Consider the following 18,585-nt stretch of genomic DNA (forward strand, 5'->3'; position numbering starts at 1 on the left):
TGAGCCAATTATTCATGTTCGCTCGACTAAGAACCGCTGCTTAAAATCCACAAATGCTTCATGGAGCGCATTTTCTTTAATCGGCTTGAGAAGCACGTAATTCGCACCCGATTCCATAAAGGCGTCACTGGTTTCTTTCGCGGTGTCAGCAGTACACGCATAAATTGGCGTGCCTAGTTTTAGCTTTTGTCGGATCTCTTTGGTCGTTTCAATTCCACCAAGATGCGGAAGTTGGTTGTCCATCAGTATCAAATCGTAAGTATGATCTTTTAAGAATTCCATTGCTTCTAACCCATCTTTCGCCCAATCAACCTGCATTTTGTACTTGTTACAAAACGCTTTTAGAATGAATGCGTTAGTATGGTTATCCTCTACCAACAACACTTTGAGACTCTCTGCAAATAGTTCACCTGGCTTAACTCGCAAACTCGAATCAAGAGGGGTGAGTACTCGCTCACGATCTTTCACTGGCATTGTAATGACAAAAGTCGTTCCTAAGCCTTTCTGACTGCGGACTTGAACATCACCTTCCAGCATGTCGACAAGGCTCTTCACAATGGTCAGCCCTAAGCCACTGCCACCGTATTCTCGAGTCGTTGTTGCTTCTTCTTGAACAAAAGGTTCGAACATTTGGTCGAGTTTGTCAGACTCGATGCCGATACCTGTATCCGTAATTTCCACGACCAGCACGCTATTGTCAGCGCCATAGAACTGCTCAAGTTCAGCATGCAAGCGCACGCTACCCGAGGGCGTAAACTTTACTGAGTTACTGACTAGGTTGAATAAAATTTGGTTCAGACGAACTTGGTCAGTAAAGATTTCAACATTGGGATCTATTTTGTTTTCAATAACAAGGTTGACGCCTTTACTTTCACAAATAGGACGATAAATGTTTTCTAACGTTCGAATTGTATCAGTGAAAGAAAACGGGTGCTTTTGGATATTAAACTTACCCTGCTCAATCTTCGAAAAGTCCAAAATATCATTCAAAACAGCAAGTAAGTGCTCACCACTATGTCGAAGTACGTCAATTTGGTTATTCTGCTCTTCTGTTTCCACAGAGTCTTTTAGCAATTGAGCAACCCCTAAAATTCCATTGATTGGCGTTCGGATCTCATGGCTCATTTTAGCCAGAAAGTCGGCACGGGCTTGAGCAGATTTTTCTGCTTCTTTGCGCGCCAAGTTACTCTGTTTTTCCGCCTCAATAAGCGTGGTTATATCCTGACCTTGAACAATAATACCGCTAATATCTCCATCAACTCGAATCGGCGATAAGTTCCAGCGATATACTTTGTCTCCAATTGGCACATTAACGCCTGTCAACGTAGCTCCCTGAGCCGCCATGCGAAGGTGTGGCATCAACTTTTCTTTGAAACCTTTGAACACTGGGTGCATGGTTTCAACATCGTTTTCCATGACTAACTCTTTGCGTGCTGCCGGATTGATTTGGACAAGTACGCCCGATTCAGACCACACCATAATAGGTGATAACGCAAAGTTAAACAGGTCGCGGAAAGACCGCTTTTGTGCTTCAAGCTCTTCAAAAGTGTTTTCTAGTGTCGAACCAATATGATCGAATTCCTCAATATCTGACCCCTCAAAACGCTCAAATCCTTTTTCTTCACGAGCCGAGCGGGTATATGCCATCAGGGATCCTAACTCTTCAACTACTCGATTCTCGATCCATTCTTTAGTCATCAGCGCAATCATGACCATACCGATAACTGAGGCTAGCATTGCTAACAGGTGTTGGATTTGCAATGTCACCACGCTCTGATTGTCTTGCACAGTAAGCAAGCACAAGTCAGTCTCGGCGGCATTTACCTCAATAGGGGTTTTGATGATCAATAATTGGTCAAGCTTGTGCTGGGACTCTCGTCGTTTGAGTACGTCAAATATTTGATAAGCCTCATCTCCTACTAATGAGCTTGCCAATGGTGTGTTGTTAGCGACCAACACAACATTGTCGACGTTGCCTTCATTTTTTAACCTTTCCATCAACCCAAAGTTATTATCTAAAACAACAACATTGTAAGAGTACCCCATCACTTCACCGGTTTTAGGTTGTAAAACGGGTACGCGACGAAGTAACAGATGGCGAGCTCCCATCGGGGTCTGTGAGGGTAGATAATACCAGTTGTTGCTAAAGGTCACCTGACTGGCAAGTCGGCTAAGTATCAGGTTGTTGATGCCATAGAAATGCGCGTTGCCATCGTCCCAAATAATACCTTGATGATCGGTTAGGAAACGAAACTCTGGTGTATGGGAAGGATCACTCTGGTCAATACTCATGAAAAAGTAATTGAGTGCCTCTTCATCACGTTCTGTATAAAAATCCAATACAACATCACTTTTCGAATTGCTGTTGTGATGAATCTGAATCGCTGCAAAATGGCTATCAAAAATGTTCAGGATCAGGGCAGAGGTCTGCTGCTTGGTTCGGTCGACTTCCTGCCAAATAATCTGCTTCGAGAAGTAATAACTCTGAACAAAGATGCCTAGAATGATCGGAGCAAGTACGAGAATAATTATTTTGGTAATAAGCGTCGACAGTGAGCGACGCTTTCTTGTTTTTGATGTAGTTGTCATCAATTATCTGAGTATCTAAATGCACGTTTTCTTAATGCTTCAATTCTTTCTGGAGAGTCCGATTTGGTAACGACTTCAAAATCACCAGAGTAAACGGTGGGAACTGGCTTTCCTTCTAAATCCCACTTAATGGCCTCAGCCATTGCAATACCTGTATCATCGTTCATACGCATAACGGTAACGTCTAACTCCCCTTTAGAAAGCGCCTCTAACTCTGCTGAACCGCCGCCCCAACCATTGATCATGACATCATCACGACCTAACTCTTTAAGAGCGTCAACAGCACCTAATGCTACATCGGTAGAACACGCGTAAATGAAGTCAACGTCCGGATACTTCTCCAAACTGGCTTTTGCAGCTTCATACCCAGATTGCTTTGTTGCTTTGGTGTAGTAAGCAGATTGTAGTTCAAATTGATTATCGCGGTTCACTTGGTTGATAAAAGTGTTGCCTCTGATGTCACTAATGTAGCCCTCTGAGAAGTAGAGAACACTATAGTGGCTATGTTTAGGGAAACGCTTGCCAAACTCAACGGCCAATTCACGACTTCCTTCTGCGTGGTCGAAACCAACATAAAGAAACGGCTGATGATGTTCCCAATCCCTAACAGGTGTGGTGATATTTTGTAAAATTAACTTGGTTTTCTTTGAATCTAAGACATGCTCAACAAACTTACGATGTCTTGTGGTATCTAGAGTAAAGATCAAGTAATCGGAGTTGCTTTTCAGCGCCTCCATTAAAGACAAACTTTGCTGCTTTATATCTGCATTAGGACGAGTAAACACTTGATTTAGCTGATAGTCGATATCAAGCTTATCTAGGCGTTTTTCAAACGCGTCGATGTTTCGAATCCAATAATCAGAGATCTGCTGCCCTGGATAAACAACAGAAATTTTCAGTGGACGCTTTTTGTCTTTTGCTACGGGTACAGGGGTTTCTCTTACCACTTCAGCCAACGCACTAGTTAGCTGCTTCTGTTGTGGAAACTGGTCTAAAAACTCTTGATATGCCCAATACCCATTAAGAACTTGGGTGGCCTGCACATTCGGCGCAAAAGCGGCCATTGAAATCAGGGAGAATACTAACGCTTTTTTCATCTACTGCTCTTTTAGCTTTTTTATGAGCCTAATTCAGCTCTATTCATTACCTAGCCGAGTCATCCTATACTCTTGTAATCTACCTTCCTCTTAGTGCCTGTTTCAATAGTAAATTAGTTCTTGGTCTGAGTGGATGCAAATGAAAGTACATTGAGTCGCTTCCTTTATCTCGATGACGCAAAGACATTTCGCGCTTTTCATATTCAGGACCTGTAAACAGAACACCAGCCCATTATGCGTCAGTTTATTCCTACATGGTACTCCAAAAACAAAAAGAAACCGCCAATGTGACATGGGCGGTTTCCGTGTATCTTTGCGTAGCAAGGGCTTATCAGAGTGCCACTATCTCTAACATCATTTGTTGATGTTCGTCGACGACAATATTTGCTTTTGACATAACGAGCAGCTCTTTTTTCGCTTTAGTTAGTTGCTTAATATAGTACTCTGCTCGCATGGCAAGCGTCTTTGACTCAAAATCCGATGACCATTCCAATACCAAAGGGCCTTTTCCCTTCAAAGCTTTCGCTCCTTTTCCGGTTTGGTGCTGATTGAATCTTCGTTCAACATCATTGGTAACACCACAATACAACGCGTTGCGGTTATTTCGTATCAGATAGACACTCCAACGCTGCGTTGTATTTTCCATCATGAAAGCAGTGACTCAACCTTAGCTTTTAATTCATCCAGCTCTTCTTTCAGCTGAGCGACTTCGAGCTCTAGCTGACTTACTCGATCGGAGCTCGAGATTGCAGCAGACACAGGCGCTGCAAGTTCGGACGCATCAACATCACCACAGAACAAATGCATATAACGCGACTCCCGCTTACCAGCCTCACGTGGTAATTTGACCACTAATGGTCCTTTCTCTTCGCTTGCTAAATGCTCAAGGACCGTTTCCACTTCTTTTACATCATGAAATGTCGCGAGACGATTAGTACGAGTACGAATTTCCCCAGGTGTTTGAGCACCGCGCAAAAGCATACAGCATACAATGCCCTTCTCCTGCTCTGTCAGCTTTAAATCACCAAATTCCGTATTACAGAAACGGTGTTGATACTTGCTGACGCGGCTGTTGAACGCACTTTCGTCACTGACGAGCCTGCGCTCAATAAGAGCATCAACGGCATCGAGAACGTCTGACTCAGATAGTGACATCACGGGATCACGGTTGCTTTTTTGATTACACGCGTTGGTTAATGCGTTTAGGCTGAGGGGGTAAAGATCTGGGGTAGTGACTTCTTTTTCGATCAAGCAACCAATAACTCGTGCTTCAATTGCCGTTAGCTCAACTTTCATAATGCATTTCCTTATTATTTTTGCATTTGACTTTGTACCTAAATCGCTTCGAAATCATACGCCATAAATTCACACAGCAGTGCAAGAAGCGTTAGCGGTTCAGGTGTTGGTGTCAGGCTAAAGCATAGCGTAAGACCTGACACCCCTTACGAATAGGGTCAGGTATCAATGCTCCGAGAGAATCGGCACTCTCGTCAAATTGCCATCTTGGTCGACCATCATTATTTTTGAACGATTAAGCTCAACTTCGATGATTTCGAGTTGCTCGCGAGCGTTGATATACGCCGTTTTTAACTTTTCAGCCACAGAGCGAGTGACTTGCTCATTATCTTGACTATTTACTTGCTCCGCAGTGTTACCAGAGTCCATATCAAGTTCATCATTTTGCATTCAATGGTGTTGATAATATAGTGAAGGCCACGTTATGACAATGAATCGATGGATTCTACAATGTTGGCCAAAACTCGAAGAAAGCAGCACGATTATATGGACACAGCGCAATTGGTTGAGAAATGTTCAACTCTGCATTGCTATTGATCTAAAGACTGTTATGCCACTGGATGTTGTGCTTTAATCGAGGAAGATATTCATAAAATTAGGAAAGAGAACTATGAGTAGCGTATTTGAAATCGTTAACCAAGCTCGTCGTAAAAACAAACTAAAACGTGAGCTTCTTGATAACGAGAAGAAAGTTCGTGATAACCGCAAACGTGTTGATCTTCTAGAAAACCTTCTAGACTACATCAAACCAGAAATGACTCACGATGAAATCGTCGCAATCATCAAAAATATGAAAGCAGACTATGAAGATCGTGTTGATGACCACATCATTAAAAGCGCTGAGATCTCTAAAGCACGTCGCGACATCAGCCGTCGCATTCGTGAGCTGACTGAAGAAGACAAGCAAACTAGCGGCAAAAAATAAACGCGTAAGCTAGATTTTCGAACCCCGAGCAAGAATATCTTCCTCGGGGTTTATTTTTGTCTCTAAACTAACCGCCGTGTACAATCAATCTAACTCTTATTCCTAACGCATTCAGCTTTCTATGTCTTCAACTACGACAAGTACACAACCAACGCTTGCAAAACAATTATTTACGATGACCTGGCCAATGCTATTTGGCGTTCTGTCTTTAATGAGCTTTCAGCTTGTGGATAGCGCGTTTATCGGTCAGCTCGGCGTTTTACCGTTAGCCGCTCAAGGTTTCACTCTGCCTTTGCAAATGGTCATTATCGGCATTCAAGTCGGTCTAGGAATCGCAACGACAGCGGTCATTTCTAAAGCTCTTGGAGCGAATGAAAGTCGGTATGCCAAACAACTTGGCGGATTAGTATTGATGATCGGCTCAATTGGTGTCGCTATTTTTGGCGGGCTAATTTGGCTTTTGCGCTACCCCATTTTAGCTCTATTAAGCGCTCCAGAATCTGTTATGCCGATAATCGACAGTTACTGGCCTTGGTGGTTATTAAGCTCATGGACTGGTGCGGTTTTGTATTTTTATTACAGTATCTGCCGAGCTAATGGCAATACAATGTTACCTGGCACAATGATGATGATAACCAGCGGCGTGAACCTTGTACTCGATCCGCTATTTATTTTCACGTTTGACTTGGGTATTAACGGAGCGGCAATAGCAACCATCGTCGCTTTTGGGTTTGGTATTTTAGTCGTCGCTCCTCGCGTGAAGAAGAATCACTGGGCAACGACACAATGGCAAGATCTTAACGTAGCCAAAAGTGTTGCATCTATCGGTAACATTATGGGCCCCGCGATGATTAGCCAACTGCTGCCACCGTTGTCTTCCATGCTAGCAACAAAATTATTGGCAAGCTTTGGAACCGCAGCAGTCGCCGCTTGGGCGCTTGGTTCACGCTATGAGTTCTTTGCTATCGTTTCGGTCTTGGCGCTGACAATGTCTATGCCTCCAATGGTTGGACGCTTACTTGGAGCAAAGAACTATGAAGATATCCAAAGGCTCGTCAGTATTGCCGTAAAATTCATTCTAGGTTTCCAACTTTTGATTGCTGCCATTACATTTGCCGTCGCAAACCCACTCGCATTATTGATGACAAGTGATGTGCAAGTGGAGCAAGTCTTGGAAATGCATTTACTGATAGTGCCGATCAGTTTGGGTTCATTAGGGGTTTGTATGCTAATGGTTTCTCTTTGTAATGCATTAGGCAAATCTTACACCGCGCTCACCATTTCAGCGCTGCGCTTGTTTGTCTTTTTCCTACCGTGCTTGTGGGTTGGCGCTCAAATGGATGGAATCCGAGGTTTACTCTTAGGCGCTTGTATCGGCAACCTGTTAGCTGGTGTTTCCGCATACCTAACCTATCGCCAAACCATACGCAAACTCGCAGGCGCGCAAGCCAACGCACAACAATGAATAATCAGAACTAAGCCCCTGAAGTGGGGCTTTATCGTTTTGACGCCTTGTCTAAGTTGAAATGTTAGCTAGGCGAGTTTTAATTCACTAAAGAGCTCAAATAACTGGTTCGATTTATACGGCTTAGGTAAATAAGCATCCATGCCTGCCGCAAAACAGTTGTGGATGTCTTCTTCCAAAACACTCGCAGTGAGTGCGATAATCATCGTTTTTTCACGTCCTGCTTTCTTTTCCCAACGACGAATTTCTTTCGTCGCGGTCAGTCCATCCATCACGGGCATCATGCAGTCCATTAAAATTGCATCGAATTCTTCTCCCTTTGTGATGGCTTCTAACGCTTCTTGACCGTTGCTTGTTATCAAATAGTCATAACCTGCTTTATCCAGAAAGAAACTCGCTATTTTCTGGTTCATCAAGTTATCCTCCGCAATTAAGATCCTCCGATGAGAGCGCGACGCTCGATATTCAGAGCTGACAACATTATTGGTGACATTGTCACTTGATATAGTCTTTTCAACCTTAGCTAAATCATCAATGACATGCTTAAATCGATTGCCAAGGAAAGGTAATGTGAGTACGGCATGTACTTTTTCTGCATTTTCGTAGGGAGTGGATAAATGATGCTGGCAAATAATCACACGGCGAAGATCGTAATTAAATGATAGATTATCCAAGATTTCATCGGTATTAGCGTCGTTACTGTGGCACAGAAATATGACATCAAAGTCATCATTTATCGCTTGCACTTCATTCACATTATTAACACCAAAGAGATTGATTTTCGCTAAGCGACACTCTTTTAATACTTGGTCGGCGTAGTCGTAATTTGAGCAGATCAAAAGCCCTTTATTAATCACCTCCGAACGCCAGCCAAACACCGGAATTGCTTCAACCTCAATCGAGAATTCAAAGCATGTGCCCACTCCTTTTGTAGATGTTGCTACGAGCTTGCCCCCCATCATCGACACAAGCTGACAACAAATTGCCAAACCCAACCCTGTACCGCCAAATTGCCTCGACACTCCTTCATCTTCCTGAGTAAAGGGTTCAAAAATCGTGGTTAACTTATCTTGATCAATGCCTATTCCGGTATCTTCTACTTTAAACGTCAGCACTCCACGTTCTTTCTCAAGTAATTCCTCATAACTAACATCAACGCATACATGCCCACTTTCGGTAAACTTAACCGCATTCGATACCAGATTCGTAACTACCTGTTTGACACGATGATCATCGACCATCACGCGAATGGGGATATTTTCAGCTAAATTAATACCTAACTTTAGCTGTTTAGATGTTGCTTTGGATTGGAATAAAATCACCGACTGATACACGACTTCTCGGATATCCGCTTCTACTAGTGACAGCTCCAATCGTCCAGACTCGATTTTAGAGAGATCCAATATATCGTTAAGTAAAGTAAGCAGTGTTTGAGATGAGGAGTCAATGTCATCAACAACTTCTTGTTGATGCGAAGACAACTCACTTTGAGAGAGTATTTCTGTCATGCCCATGATCCCGTTAAGGGGCGTGCGTATTTCATGTGACATGTTGGCAAGAAACACAGATTTTGCACGATTAGCCGATACTGCTGACTCTTTTGCATGCAGTATTTCTTCAGTTTGTCTCTGCATTTCTTCAACCACTCGATTCACTTGCTGAGCAAAAATGGTCAGTTCATCACTTCCATCAACTTTGACTTTTGTTTGCTTCTCTTCGGAGTTGATCAACGCGTTTAAAGTATGAATGATCGCATCGAGTTTGCTGTTAACTCGGAACCAAGTACTAAATCCGAGCCAACAAAGCAGGATAACCACTAAGGCAACGCCAAAACTGATCACCGCTATATTGGCCTTTTGTTCATGAACCTGCGTGAGAAGCGACTGCTCAGTTTGTTTGGTGAACCCATCAATGAGCACTTGTAAGCGCTGCACACGAAAATCGAGTTCTTTTAAATATGCGGCGTAGTCACTTTGTGACATGTCTCCTGACATTAATTGTCCACGAGACGCCAAGTTTCTCTGATATCTCGGCGAAGTAAACAAGCCAAGCAATTTATCCACTTGCTCGTATGACCCACCTAAGTTTAAAAACGCATCCAAATTTTGCTGCTGTCGGTCAATCGCCTGATAAAACATGCTTTGACTTAGCCGACTCTTAGGGTCTTGGACTAAACGGTTCGTCAGCCAAGCTTCTTTCTGTGTCCAAAAAGAGAGCTGAGCAAGGTAGGCAATAAAATTTTGCATGCGAATGCCATCGTCACTGCCATACCATTGATGATTTTGCAACAAAGAGCGCGACATATTTTGGAGCTGTTGAAATGCCCAATCACCCAGGTCGTCCATCTCACTCAATCTACCTGACAATACCCCCAGCATGGCTTCTTTCAGTTCATCAGCATACTCAGCAGTATTAGGGTTACTCACAAACTTTTGATGCAAAGAAGAAATAACTTCACCTTGTTCTTCAATATTAATGGCTGCAGAGACTTGAAGATCAGGCTGTCGGCGTACTTTCTCTATGGAGTAAATAAAGTGGGAGGCCTTGGATATCAATTGGAAACCTTGAATATTGCTAACCGTTTGATTGAGACGGCTCACGCGCAACGCATTATCAGAAAACTGCTGAACTGCAAATACCACTATTACCACAGCGGGTAGTAGTGCGAGGAGTGCTAAGCGTGTTTTTATTGATAATCTCAACATCCATCAGCCTAATGGTTGATTTCATCCGTTTATTTAATATTAGACTAGTTTCTTACATTGAAAGGCATATACGACATTGTTACTTTCAAACAACATTCACCTACCTAGATTATGGTTATTGTGACTATTTTATCATCGGCTAATGCAGTAGAAATTGTGATTTAAGTCATGTTTTTTGATCTTAAAGTTGGATGCAAACAATAAAATTTCACTCACAACTAAGAGTCGCATCACTTTTCAGGAAATCATCTATTGTATGTTTACCTATTGAGTTGCCTTATCGAGTCAAATCACACAAAAATGCAAAACATCCATTTTTGTCAACAAAACTAATTTGAAAGCAAACGTTATCATCGCAAAAAAAGTAAGTTACTTTCTAAATGTCAATACGTGAAAACCACTGCTTTAGTCACATTAATCCACCACTAACGTCCCCTTAAGTAGTGTTTTACACTGGATTTAATTTTCCTAGCAGAATAAGGACTCCGACCTTAGAATCCGCACACATAACTATTACAACCCGATTACATAACCCACCACACTCTTGCACGCTGCCGAAGAGGCAACAGCAGAGAGTATGGTTAGCCCCCAAAACGTGAAAGGTCTAATACAACAATGAGTCCAGAGAAATATCTCCAAGACTGGCAAACTAGCCAAACGATTGCTGAATCTATTTCCCCTCTAATTGGTAAGCTATATCGTCAAAAAGGAATCGAAGTGGTTCTGTTTGGTAAAACGCTTATTAATGCTACTACTATAGACATTCTCAAAACTCATCGCGTTGCAAGACGTTATACCGGTAACCCACTTTCGCTTGAGCACACGATGCCTATTATTCAAGCGCTTTGTGAAATGAGCATTTCTTCATGCCGTGTCGATGTTGGCCAATTGGCAACTATGTACTGGAATGAACATGACGATACAAGCTCTCTAAACGATTTCCTTATCACTGCACTTGATGGCGCTCGCGACGCAGATTCTTCACTGAAAGCGCGTGATGTGGTTCTTTACGGGTTCGGTCGCATTGGTCGACTACTTACTCGCCTTCTCATTGAGAAAAGTGGTCCAGGTTACCCACTAAGACTACGTGCGATTGTGGTTCGTGGCGGTAAAAAAGGCGATTTGGAGAAGCGTGCTAGCCTGCTGCGTCGTGACTCAGTTCACGGCCAGTTCAACGGTAGTATTGTTATCGATGAAGAGCGTAAAGCACTGATCGTTAACGGCAACTACATCCAAATTATCTACGCAAATAACCCAAGCGAAGTAGACTATTCAGCTTTCGGTATCAATAACGCGCTAGTTGTTGATAACACAGGTGTTTGGCGTGATTCTGAAGGCCTGAGCCAACACTTAGCGTGTCAAGGCGCAGAGAAAGTACTGCTAACAGCACCAGGTAAAGGTGACATCAAAAACGTTGTATTCGGTGTAAATGAGTCGGTAATTAAAGAAGATGACACCATCATCTCTGCGGCAAGCTGTACAACAAATTCAATCACGCCAGTCCTTAAGGCTCTGAACGATAAATATGGTGTTCTTTCTGGCCATATTGAAACCGTGCACTCATACACAAACGACCAAAATTTGATCGACAACTTCCACTCTGGTGACCGTCGCGGACGTAGTGCTTCACTAAACATGGTTCTGACTTCAACAGGTGCGGCAAAAGCAGTTGCTAAAGCATTGCCAGAGCTTGCAGGCAAGCTAACAGGCAACGCGATTCGCGTACCGACACCAAACGTTTCTATGGCAGTCGCTAATCTAAACTTAGGTGAAGACGTAGACCGTGATTCACTGAACGATTACTTGCGTGAAATGGCGTTGAACTCTGAGCTTTCGGCACAGATTGACTACACCGATTCAACAGAAATTGTATCAACTGACTTAGTTGGCTCTCGCCATGCAGGCGTCGTAGATGGTCAAGCGACTATCGCACAAGACAAGCGTTGTGTACTTTACATCTGGTACGACAACGAATTCGGTTACAGCTGCCAAGTTGTGCACTGTATGGAACAAATGATGGGTGTTCGTTACCAAACATTCCCTCGATAGGTGAACTTTGCTCCACAACGTTAACCACATAGCGTAGCGGACAATATCTCATATTTGTTCTAAATAATAAGCGCCATGCGCATTACTAATATTTTTCCCCGTTTATACGCCTGATCACCCTCAGGCGTTTTTTCGTTTCATTCATTTGACACTCTCCGGACAAAGTGAACGTCAGCATTCATGTTTTGTTCATGTTCACAGCATTAATCTGAGCACATAAATTACAGAGAGGTCATGATTATGAATCGGATTATTGTAACTGCACTAGCACTGATTACCGGCTTTTTTACGTTAGTATTTAGCTTGATCATTGCGATTCCGTTGACCATCGCAGCATTAATTACCGGCAAGCGTATTGAAAATCGCGTCAAGAAAATGCAGAGAGAAATGCACGAAGAATATGAATTTAATACAGGTAAAGCAGATGCGATTGAAGGTGAATTTGAAGAGGTTCGCCGGTAAGTAAATAAGATTTAGATGAGTTTCTCTCCCCCGACCGCTCCTGAGAAACTTCTTGCTTTCACCCTGTCCTTAAAATGGCAGGGTGCTTTTTTGAAAAGCACAATATTGAATAAACACCTAGCGGTTTATTGCTTTATCTTTTTGTTGTAGGAGGCTGTGTAACCAGCCTCCCATAAATCACCATCGACACCAGAGTATGGGTTGGATTCTTTCGGAGCGCCGCTTAGGCAAGCATCTTTGCCTTCCTTCTTAATTTCATCGATGTGATTTAAAACAAAGTCAAAGTGTTTAGGATCAGCCTTTTGTAGTAACCCGTACAAAAGGCCAAAGCCAAGCATCGTAAATACAAACAGTTCAAAAAACACCCAAATGCTCTTTGTTGAAAAGAATATCCAAGCAACGCTGCAAACACTGGTCAAAATTACTACTGGAGCTAAATCTACTATTCTTTGCATATTGCTCTCACCTTCTAAACGGTCATGGAGTCTCTACCCCTTTCATAGGGTAAGTAAGAGGAAAGTCCGTTTTTATCCAATAAAGCACTCTCGACTTAATATGCGACACTGTTAGTATTAACGTTAAGTGGCTATCGTTCTCATTATAACAATGCGTTGGAAAGTAGCTTTCACAGCAAATGAGAATATGAACCAAAGTGACACTATTGATAATATTAATTTTAGCAACGTTTAGCGTCAGAATTACGTAAATTGTGTAAGGGTTACTGAGAGTAGACAAAAAAGCAGCCACACGGGCTGCTTTTAGTATTTCTGTCTTGCGAGCTTGTCTATACCGTTACGACCACTCTAAGAGCCAGCAGCATGAGTACTACCCCTGACAAACGATCAATCAACACTGCCTTAGAGCGAATTCTGTCAACGACTTTAGAGCTCGATAGCACTAGGGTAATAAAGGTGTACCAAAGCCCATCCACAACAAACGGCGTGGCAACAATGATCATCTGATTACTCAAATCATTACCGAGCGCGACAAACTGACTGAATAATGCGATAAAAAACAAAGCAATTTTGGGACTTAAAATCGAGATAAAAAAGCCTTCTCGCGCAGACTGGATTACCGTTGTTTCCTCACCTGACTCCAACTTCGCAGCCACACCACCTTTTGAACGCAAAGCATTAAAACCTAAATACGCAAGATATGCCGCACCCACAAGGCTAATCGTCTTGAAAAGCATCGGGCTTTGCTGCAAAACAACAGCGAGACCAATCAAGGTAATAAACGCATATATACCAATGCCAAACGCATGAGCCCAAGCCGTAGCTAATCCATTGATGCGTCCACCAGCCAACGAGTGCTTAGCGACAATAGCTAAGCTGGGACCTGGTGACATAGCCCCTAATAAACACACGGTAAAAAGTGATAACCAAACTGTTAGTGTCATAAGAATCTCCCCTCTTTGACGCTCACTCTATCAACGGAAGAGGTATAATTAGAAATCAAAGTTATTCATACTAATCATGACTTCAAGTCATAGCTAAACGGTGTACGTATTAGCGAATGGAATATTCAGAGATTTGCATTACTGAGCGAATCTCTTCTCGCACCCATTTATGCGCAGGATCCGTGTCGTATTTGGGATGCCACATTAACCAATATTGATGAATAGGTGTTTCGAGTGGTAATGCTTTATGGGTTAAGTCCCAATGCTTAGCGAGGTTAACGGCAATATGTTCAGGAGCCACCATCAGGTGCTCACTTGCAACTAAGCGATTGATCGCAGCAGAGAAGAATGGAACCTTAAAGGTAACGTGGCGGGTGTGCCCTAGCTCTTTCAATGCTAAATCAGTGTAGGAATCTTTGTCTCCGCCGCCAGTCACTTTGATGTGTGAATATGAAATCAAGTCTTCAATACTGATCTGGTCCTGCTTTGCTAACGGATGAGAAGATTTCATCAAACAAACTGATGAATCCTCACCAATTTTAACGCTCGACACACTCTGTGGTTTTTCTGGATACATAGAAGACGCGATATGGATGCCCGTCTCATGAAGTTTATCAAGAAAGTTGGGTTGCCACAGTCGGTACGCCATATCTAACTGTGGCGCTTGTTCACCCAAGTGAGAGGCAATATCGGGCAATACGTATTGCGCCACGTAGTCACTAGAAGCAATAACAAGCTCACCTTGCCACTGCCGCGGCTCAAAAGGTTGGTCATCGAGTAAATGGTCAAACTCAGCCAGTAATGCATCAAGCTTTGATTTTAACGCTATTGCTCGTGGCGTTGGTATCAGTTGATTACCTTGACGAATAAGCAGTGGGTCACCACACAGATCGCGCAATTGTGCAAGCTGTCGACTGACGGCAGACTGCGTAATGTGCAAACGGTCTGCGGTCCGGCTGACATGACACTCCTCTAAAAGTACATGCAAGGATCTAAGTAGATTCAAATTAATGTTGTTTAACATATTCGCTCAGAAGGGTTTTCAACATGGCATCCATTCATGGTCACTTCACAAACAGGTTCCCAGTCGTGTTAAAGAATTCAGCTAAGACGGTATGAGTCATCAGGTTTCGAAGCTCTGGATATCGTTGAATTTGATCTCTGATTTCGTTCAAGCGAGCCATCGTAGGCACTTCGACAAAAACCATCATGTCCGTCTCACCGCTGATCGCATGACACCATTTTACGCCATCAATTTTGTATAACTCGTCCGCGTATGATTCGCAATAATACGTAGAGGTTGATTTATCGAACTTTAAGGCAAAATAGGCGCAAATCGAATCCCCACCCGAAGGTGCAATTTCAGCGTGATACCCTAGAATCACTTTGTCATGCTCTAGCTTACGAATACGGGCCGTTACCGCAGAACGAGAAAGGTTTACTTTATCCGCAATTTCAGTCACCGACAGCCGAGCGTTGTGCCTGAGCAGATCCACAATCTTATGATCAAACTTGTCCATACCGTTACCAAGCTTTCCTTATTTTTCTCATTCTATACCGATTCTAACTGCATAAGAAACCAACATTTTGTTGGAATTATTTAAAACAACCGTCATATTGACGGTTTAGTAAATCATTTTGTTATTAACATTTTGGATATGCTATTTGGCGGGCATGAGATGAGTGCTGTTATCCATTTCAACAGAAAATAGATAACACATTGAAATCAAATTCCCAACTTAAGTGCTCAGCACATAAATAGCATCGCTTAAACACATAAAACGAAATAACCAGAAGCCACAAGCTTTTTCGTAATAAGCCTCATAACATTGGATGAATCAATTCGCATGGAAGAGCTCAAAAAAGACATTTCACTCACATCAGGTATCGCACAGTTATCCACCACATTAATGGGAACTGGGCTGTTTATGATCCCGGCTATCGCAGCAGGTATAGCTGGCCATTTTTCACTATGGGCTTGGATTTTATTGTTCATCGCGATTTGTCCTATTGCGCTGACTTTTGCTCAACTGGGTAAACGATACCCCAACGCGGGCGGAACAGCCTTTTTTGTACGCAAAGCCTTTAACGCCAAACTGGAAAGTAGTGTCGCTTGGCTATTTGTTAGTGTCATTCCGGTAGGGGTTCCGGCCGCGATTGCACTCGCCGCAGGCTTCCTACAACAAATATTGCCAGAGCCTATTAGCAACAATCTGTTTGCACAAATTCTGACGGTAGTACTACTTGTGTTCGTCAACTTGATGGGCACAAAATCATCAGGTCATTTACAAACTCTTATTGCTTTGAGTGTCTTCGCACTTGTTGGCGCATTTTTATGGAAAGGCGACGTTAACAGCGCCGATCTTGTGATGCCCGCCATCACACAAGAGTCAATTTGGCCTATTACCGCAGCGTTAGGCGTGATGTTCTGGTGTTTTGTTGGCATAGAGGCTTTTGCCCATATGGGGGAAGAGTTCAAAAACCCTCAAAGAGATTTCCCTATTGCCATTGTGGTCGGTTGTTTTGTAGCAGGGGCTACCTATTGGGCATGCTCTGTCGTTATTTTAAAATTTGGCGCGTATGGTAACGCTCAATTTGATAACGCATCCATCCCCTGGCTTAGTGCCCAACTACTAGGCGATGGAGCCAAATGGATAATCAGCTTGATAGGTTTCTCCGCTTGTTTCGCGAGCGTTAACTTATACACACAGAGTCTAGCGCGAATGGTCTGGGCTCAAGCTCGTGAACATCGTCCTTCTAGTCCACTAGCCAAGATTTCACGTCGTGGTGTCCCTTTCTCAGCCACCATATTAGTTGGCGGTATATTATTGATATCTTGTGTGATAGGAACCCTATCACAGCTCGATCTGGAGTTTTTCCTAAAACTCGCAAACAGTGTATTCGTTCTGGTTTACATGTTGGCGATGTTAGCCGCTTTCAAATTGCTTCGAGGATTTGGTAAAACACTTGCGGGACTGTCCCTACTGCTTTGTACCGGTGTTTTTATATGTTTAGGCTGGTCAATGTTTTATGCACTTGGCATTTTTACTCTACTTTTACTGCCTTGGAAACAGTGGCGACATAAGCGACAAACACGTGTAGTTGAATAGTCATCGCTTCCCATTTCGAAATATGTGAGCTAAACGTTGGATACCAGCGTCTATGTTCTCTAACGCGATATTGCCGTAACCAAGCACGGCACCATGCCAGTGACGTGCTTGAAAATCTGGGGGTTCATAATAGCTCAAAGGTCGCAAGATGATCCCTTCATGCTCTGCCATTTTTGTAAAACGCTGCTCATCCATACCGTCTTGCCATTTCAACGTAATATGAAGCCCCGCCGCTTGGCTAACGACGCAAACACGGTCGCCAAAATACTGTTGAATGGATAAATGCATCTGTTCATGCTTAGTTTTGTACAGTCGACGCATTTTTCGAATATGACGTAATAACCCACCTTCAGTAATAAAATCTGCCAATGCTTCTTGTGTATGCGTCGGCGAATCACCACTTAACGCGTCCTTAACCACTAAGCATTGCTCTACTAAACGTTCAGGAACTACAAGGTAGCCAAGCCGCAATCCGTTAAACATCACTTTACTGAAGGAACCCACATACAACACGCGATCATCTCGACCCATTTGAGCTGCTAGCCCCTGTAAACTGGTATAGGGACGATGAGCAAACTGAAATTCGCTGTCATAATCGTCCTCGATGATCCAACTTGATTGTTCGACCGCCCAGTTGATGATCTTTCCTCTTTGCTCGGTATTGAGTGTGGTGCCCATCGGATATTGATTACTTGGTGTAATATACAGCGCATCGGCATCGCTTGAGGTCACCGCTTCCACATCAAAACCTAATTTCTCTCTTACGAACAAAGGCTCAAATTGATAGTTTTGGAACTGAATCAACTTCCGCATTTGCGCGTAACCTGGTTGCTCCATCAGAACCTTATCACCTTGTTTGAGCACTACCATCGTCGCAATTGACAACGCTTGCTGCGCCCCAGAGGTAATAATAATGCGCTCTGGAGAACAATTCACTGAACGGCTAGATGCAAGGTAGTCAGCTAAAGCACAGCGTAATGTCCAACTGCCCTGAATATCTTGATTCCCCAACAAGCAAGTACGAGACATATGGCGAGTGAGTAACTTTTGCCATTGCGCCATCGGAAATGCGTCCAAATCCGGCACACCCGGTGCAAATGCGCGGTTGATATCAAAGTGAGCTTTCGGTGATGAGTCTCTCTGAACTGAACTAGGTTCAGGCAAGTACTGCTCTGGCAGTTCTACGGCAACATAAAAACCAGAACCTTTTTGGCTGTTCAAGTACCCTTCCGCCACTAACTGTTCGTAGGCAGAAATCACGGTATTCCTACTTAGATTAAGCTCTTGTGAAAGCTTCCGCGTAGAAGGCAGCTTCCCATTCTTCATCCACAGTCCTTGAACAATTTTCTTGCGAATAGCAAAAAACAACGCTTGCTGACGCGTTCCATCACTGTCTTTTAAATGCAGGTCACCGATATCAATCAAAGACAAACTGGATCCATCCATTAGTTAAAAGTGGCTCTCTTTAAGCTACCAGTTAAACGCTAC

At 43.2% G+C, this 18,585-nt stretch carries 16 protein-coding genes; 5 read left to right on the top strand and 11 right to left on the bottom strand.

Annotated elements, in window-relative coordinates; translation table 11 throughout:
- Positions 1-12 precede the first annotated feature (12 nt).
- From luxQ to R8N28_RS02970, 5 genes are all read right to left on the bottom strand, one after another.
- Positions 13-2,589, bottom strand: a complete 2,577-nt coding sequence (luxQ, locus tag R8N28_RS02950) for a quorum-sensing autoinducer 2 sensor kinase/phosphatase LuxQ (RefSeq protein WP_065275181.1) — start codon at positions 2,587-2,589, stop codon at positions 13-15.
- Positions 2,589-3,686 carry an autoinducer 2-binding periplasmic protein LuxP gene (locus R8N28_RS02955; protein ID WP_005385634.1) on the bottom strand — a complete coding sequence of 366 codons (1,098 nt, stop codon included), beginning with the start codon at positions 3,684-3,686 and terminating at the stop codon, positions 2,589-2,591. The genes luxQ and R8N28_RS02955 overlap by 1 nt, the downstream gene beginning before the upstream one ends.
- A 331-nt stretch (positions 3,687-4,017) precedes the next feature.
- Entirely contained in the window at positions 4,018-4,335 is a 318-nt protein-coding gene (locus R8N28_RS02960) for a GIY-YIG nuclease family protein (protein ID WP_053304534.1), read from the bottom strand.
- Positions 4,332-4,982: a YceH family protein gene (locus R8N28_RS02965; RefSeq protein ID WP_054576121.1), complete on the bottom strand. Its 651-nt coding sequence runs from the start codon at positions 4,980-4,982 to the stop codon at positions 4,332-4,334. The genes R8N28_RS02960 and R8N28_RS02965 overlap by 4 nt, the downstream gene beginning before the upstream one ends.
- Before the next feature lie 165 nt (positions 4,983-5,147).
- Positions 5,148-5,372 carry a hypothetical protein gene (locus tag R8N28_RS02970; protein ID WP_005385630.1) on the bottom strand — a complete coding sequence of 75 codons (225 nt, stop codon included), beginning with the start codon at positions 5,370-5,372 and terminating at the stop codon, positions 5,148-5,150.
- A gap of 220 nt (positions 5,373-5,592) precedes the next feature.
- On the opposite strand from R8N28_RS02970, the gene R8N28_RS02975 reads away from it, so the two are divergent.
- Positions 5,593-5,907 carry a DUF496 family protein gene (locus R8N28_RS02975; RefSeq protein ID WP_005373603.1) on the top strand — a complete coding sequence of 105 codons (315 nt, stop codon included), beginning with the start codon at positions 5,593-5,595 and terminating at the stop codon, positions 5,905-5,907.
- 121 nt (positions 5,908-6,028) lie between these two features.
- Complete coding sequence (locus R8N28_RS02980; RefSeq protein ID WP_025767935.1) at positions 6,029-7,372, top strand: MATE family efflux transporter; 1,344 nt, start codon at positions 6,029-6,031, stop codon at positions 7,370-7,372.
- A 68-nt stretch (positions 7,373-7,440) separates the two neighbouring features.
- Here the strand turns inward: R8N28_RS02980 and R8N28_RS02985 are convergent, their stop codons facing one another.
- Complete coding sequence (locus R8N28_RS02985; RefSeq protein ID WP_065275180.1) at positions 7,441-10,077, bottom strand: ATP-binding protein; 2,637 nt, start codon at positions 10,075-10,077, stop codon at positions 7,441-7,443.
- A 615-nt stretch (positions 10,078-10,692) separates the two neighbouring features.
- Between R8N28_RS02985 and R8N28_RS02990 the strand changes: the two genes are divergently transcribed.
- Complete coding sequence (locus R8N28_RS02990; RefSeq protein WP_065275179.1) at positions 10,693-12,126, top strand: glyceraldehyde-3-phosphate dehydrogenase; 1,434 nt, start codon at positions 10,693-10,695, stop codon at positions 12,124-12,126.
- 240 nt (positions 12,127-12,366) lie between these two features.
- Positions 12,367-12,588 (top strand): hypothetical protein, encoded by a 222-nt coding sequence (locus R8N28_RS02995; RefSeq protein ID WP_021035939.1) that lies wholly within the window; start codon positions 12,367-12,369, stop codon positions 12,586-12,588.
- A 125-nt stretch (positions 12,589-12,713) separates the two neighbouring features.
- Here the strand turns inward: R8N28_RS02995 and R8N28_RS03000 are convergent, their stop codons facing one another.
- The 4 genes from R8N28_RS03000 to R8N28_RS03015 form a co-directional block, all read right to left on the bottom strand.
- Complete coding sequence (locus R8N28_RS03000; RefSeq protein WP_005373609.1) at positions 12,714-13,043, bottom strand: hypothetical protein; 330 nt, start codon at positions 13,041-13,043, stop codon at positions 12,714-12,716.
- Positions 13,044-13,372: 329 nt separating this feature from the next.
- Positions 13,373-13,987: a LysE family translocator gene (locus R8N28_RS03005; RefSeq protein WP_005373611.1), complete on the bottom strand. Its 615-nt coding sequence runs from the start codon at positions 13,985-13,987 to the stop codon at positions 13,373-13,375.
- 109 nt (positions 13,988-14,096) lie between these two features.
- Positions 14,097-15,011 (bottom strand): LysR family transcriptional regulator, encoded by a 915-nt coding sequence (locus R8N28_RS03010; protein WP_017819875.1) that lies wholly within the window; start codon positions 15,009-15,011, stop codon positions 14,097-14,099.
- A gap of 40 nt (positions 15,012-15,051) precedes the next feature.
- Positions 15,052-15,507, bottom strand: a complete 456-nt coding sequence (locus R8N28_RS03015) for an Lrp/AsnC family transcriptional regulator (RefSeq protein ID WP_005373615.1) — start codon at positions 15,505-15,507, stop codon at positions 15,052-15,054.
- A 327-nt stretch (positions 15,508-15,834) separates the two neighbouring features.
- On the opposite strand from R8N28_RS03015, the gene yjeH reads away from it, so the two are divergent.
- Positions 15,835-17,097 carry an L-methionine/branched-chain amino acid transporter gene (gene yjeH, locus R8N28_RS03020; RefSeq protein WP_017819874.1) on the top strand — a complete coding sequence of 421 codons (1,263 nt, stop codon included), beginning with the start codon at positions 15,835-15,837 and terminating at the stop codon, positions 17,095-17,097.
- On the opposite strand, the gene R8N28_RS03025 is transcribed toward yjeH, so the two are convergent.
- A complete protein-coding gene (locus R8N28_RS03025) occupies positions 17,098-18,543 on the bottom strand; it encodes a PLP-dependent aminotransferase family protein (protein WP_065275178.1) in 1,446 nt (481 codons plus the stop codon).
- Between the last annotated feature and the right edge of the window lie 42 nt (positions 18,544-18,585).

The sequence above is a fragment of the Vibrio sp. Vb1554 genome, from assembly GCF_033344235.1.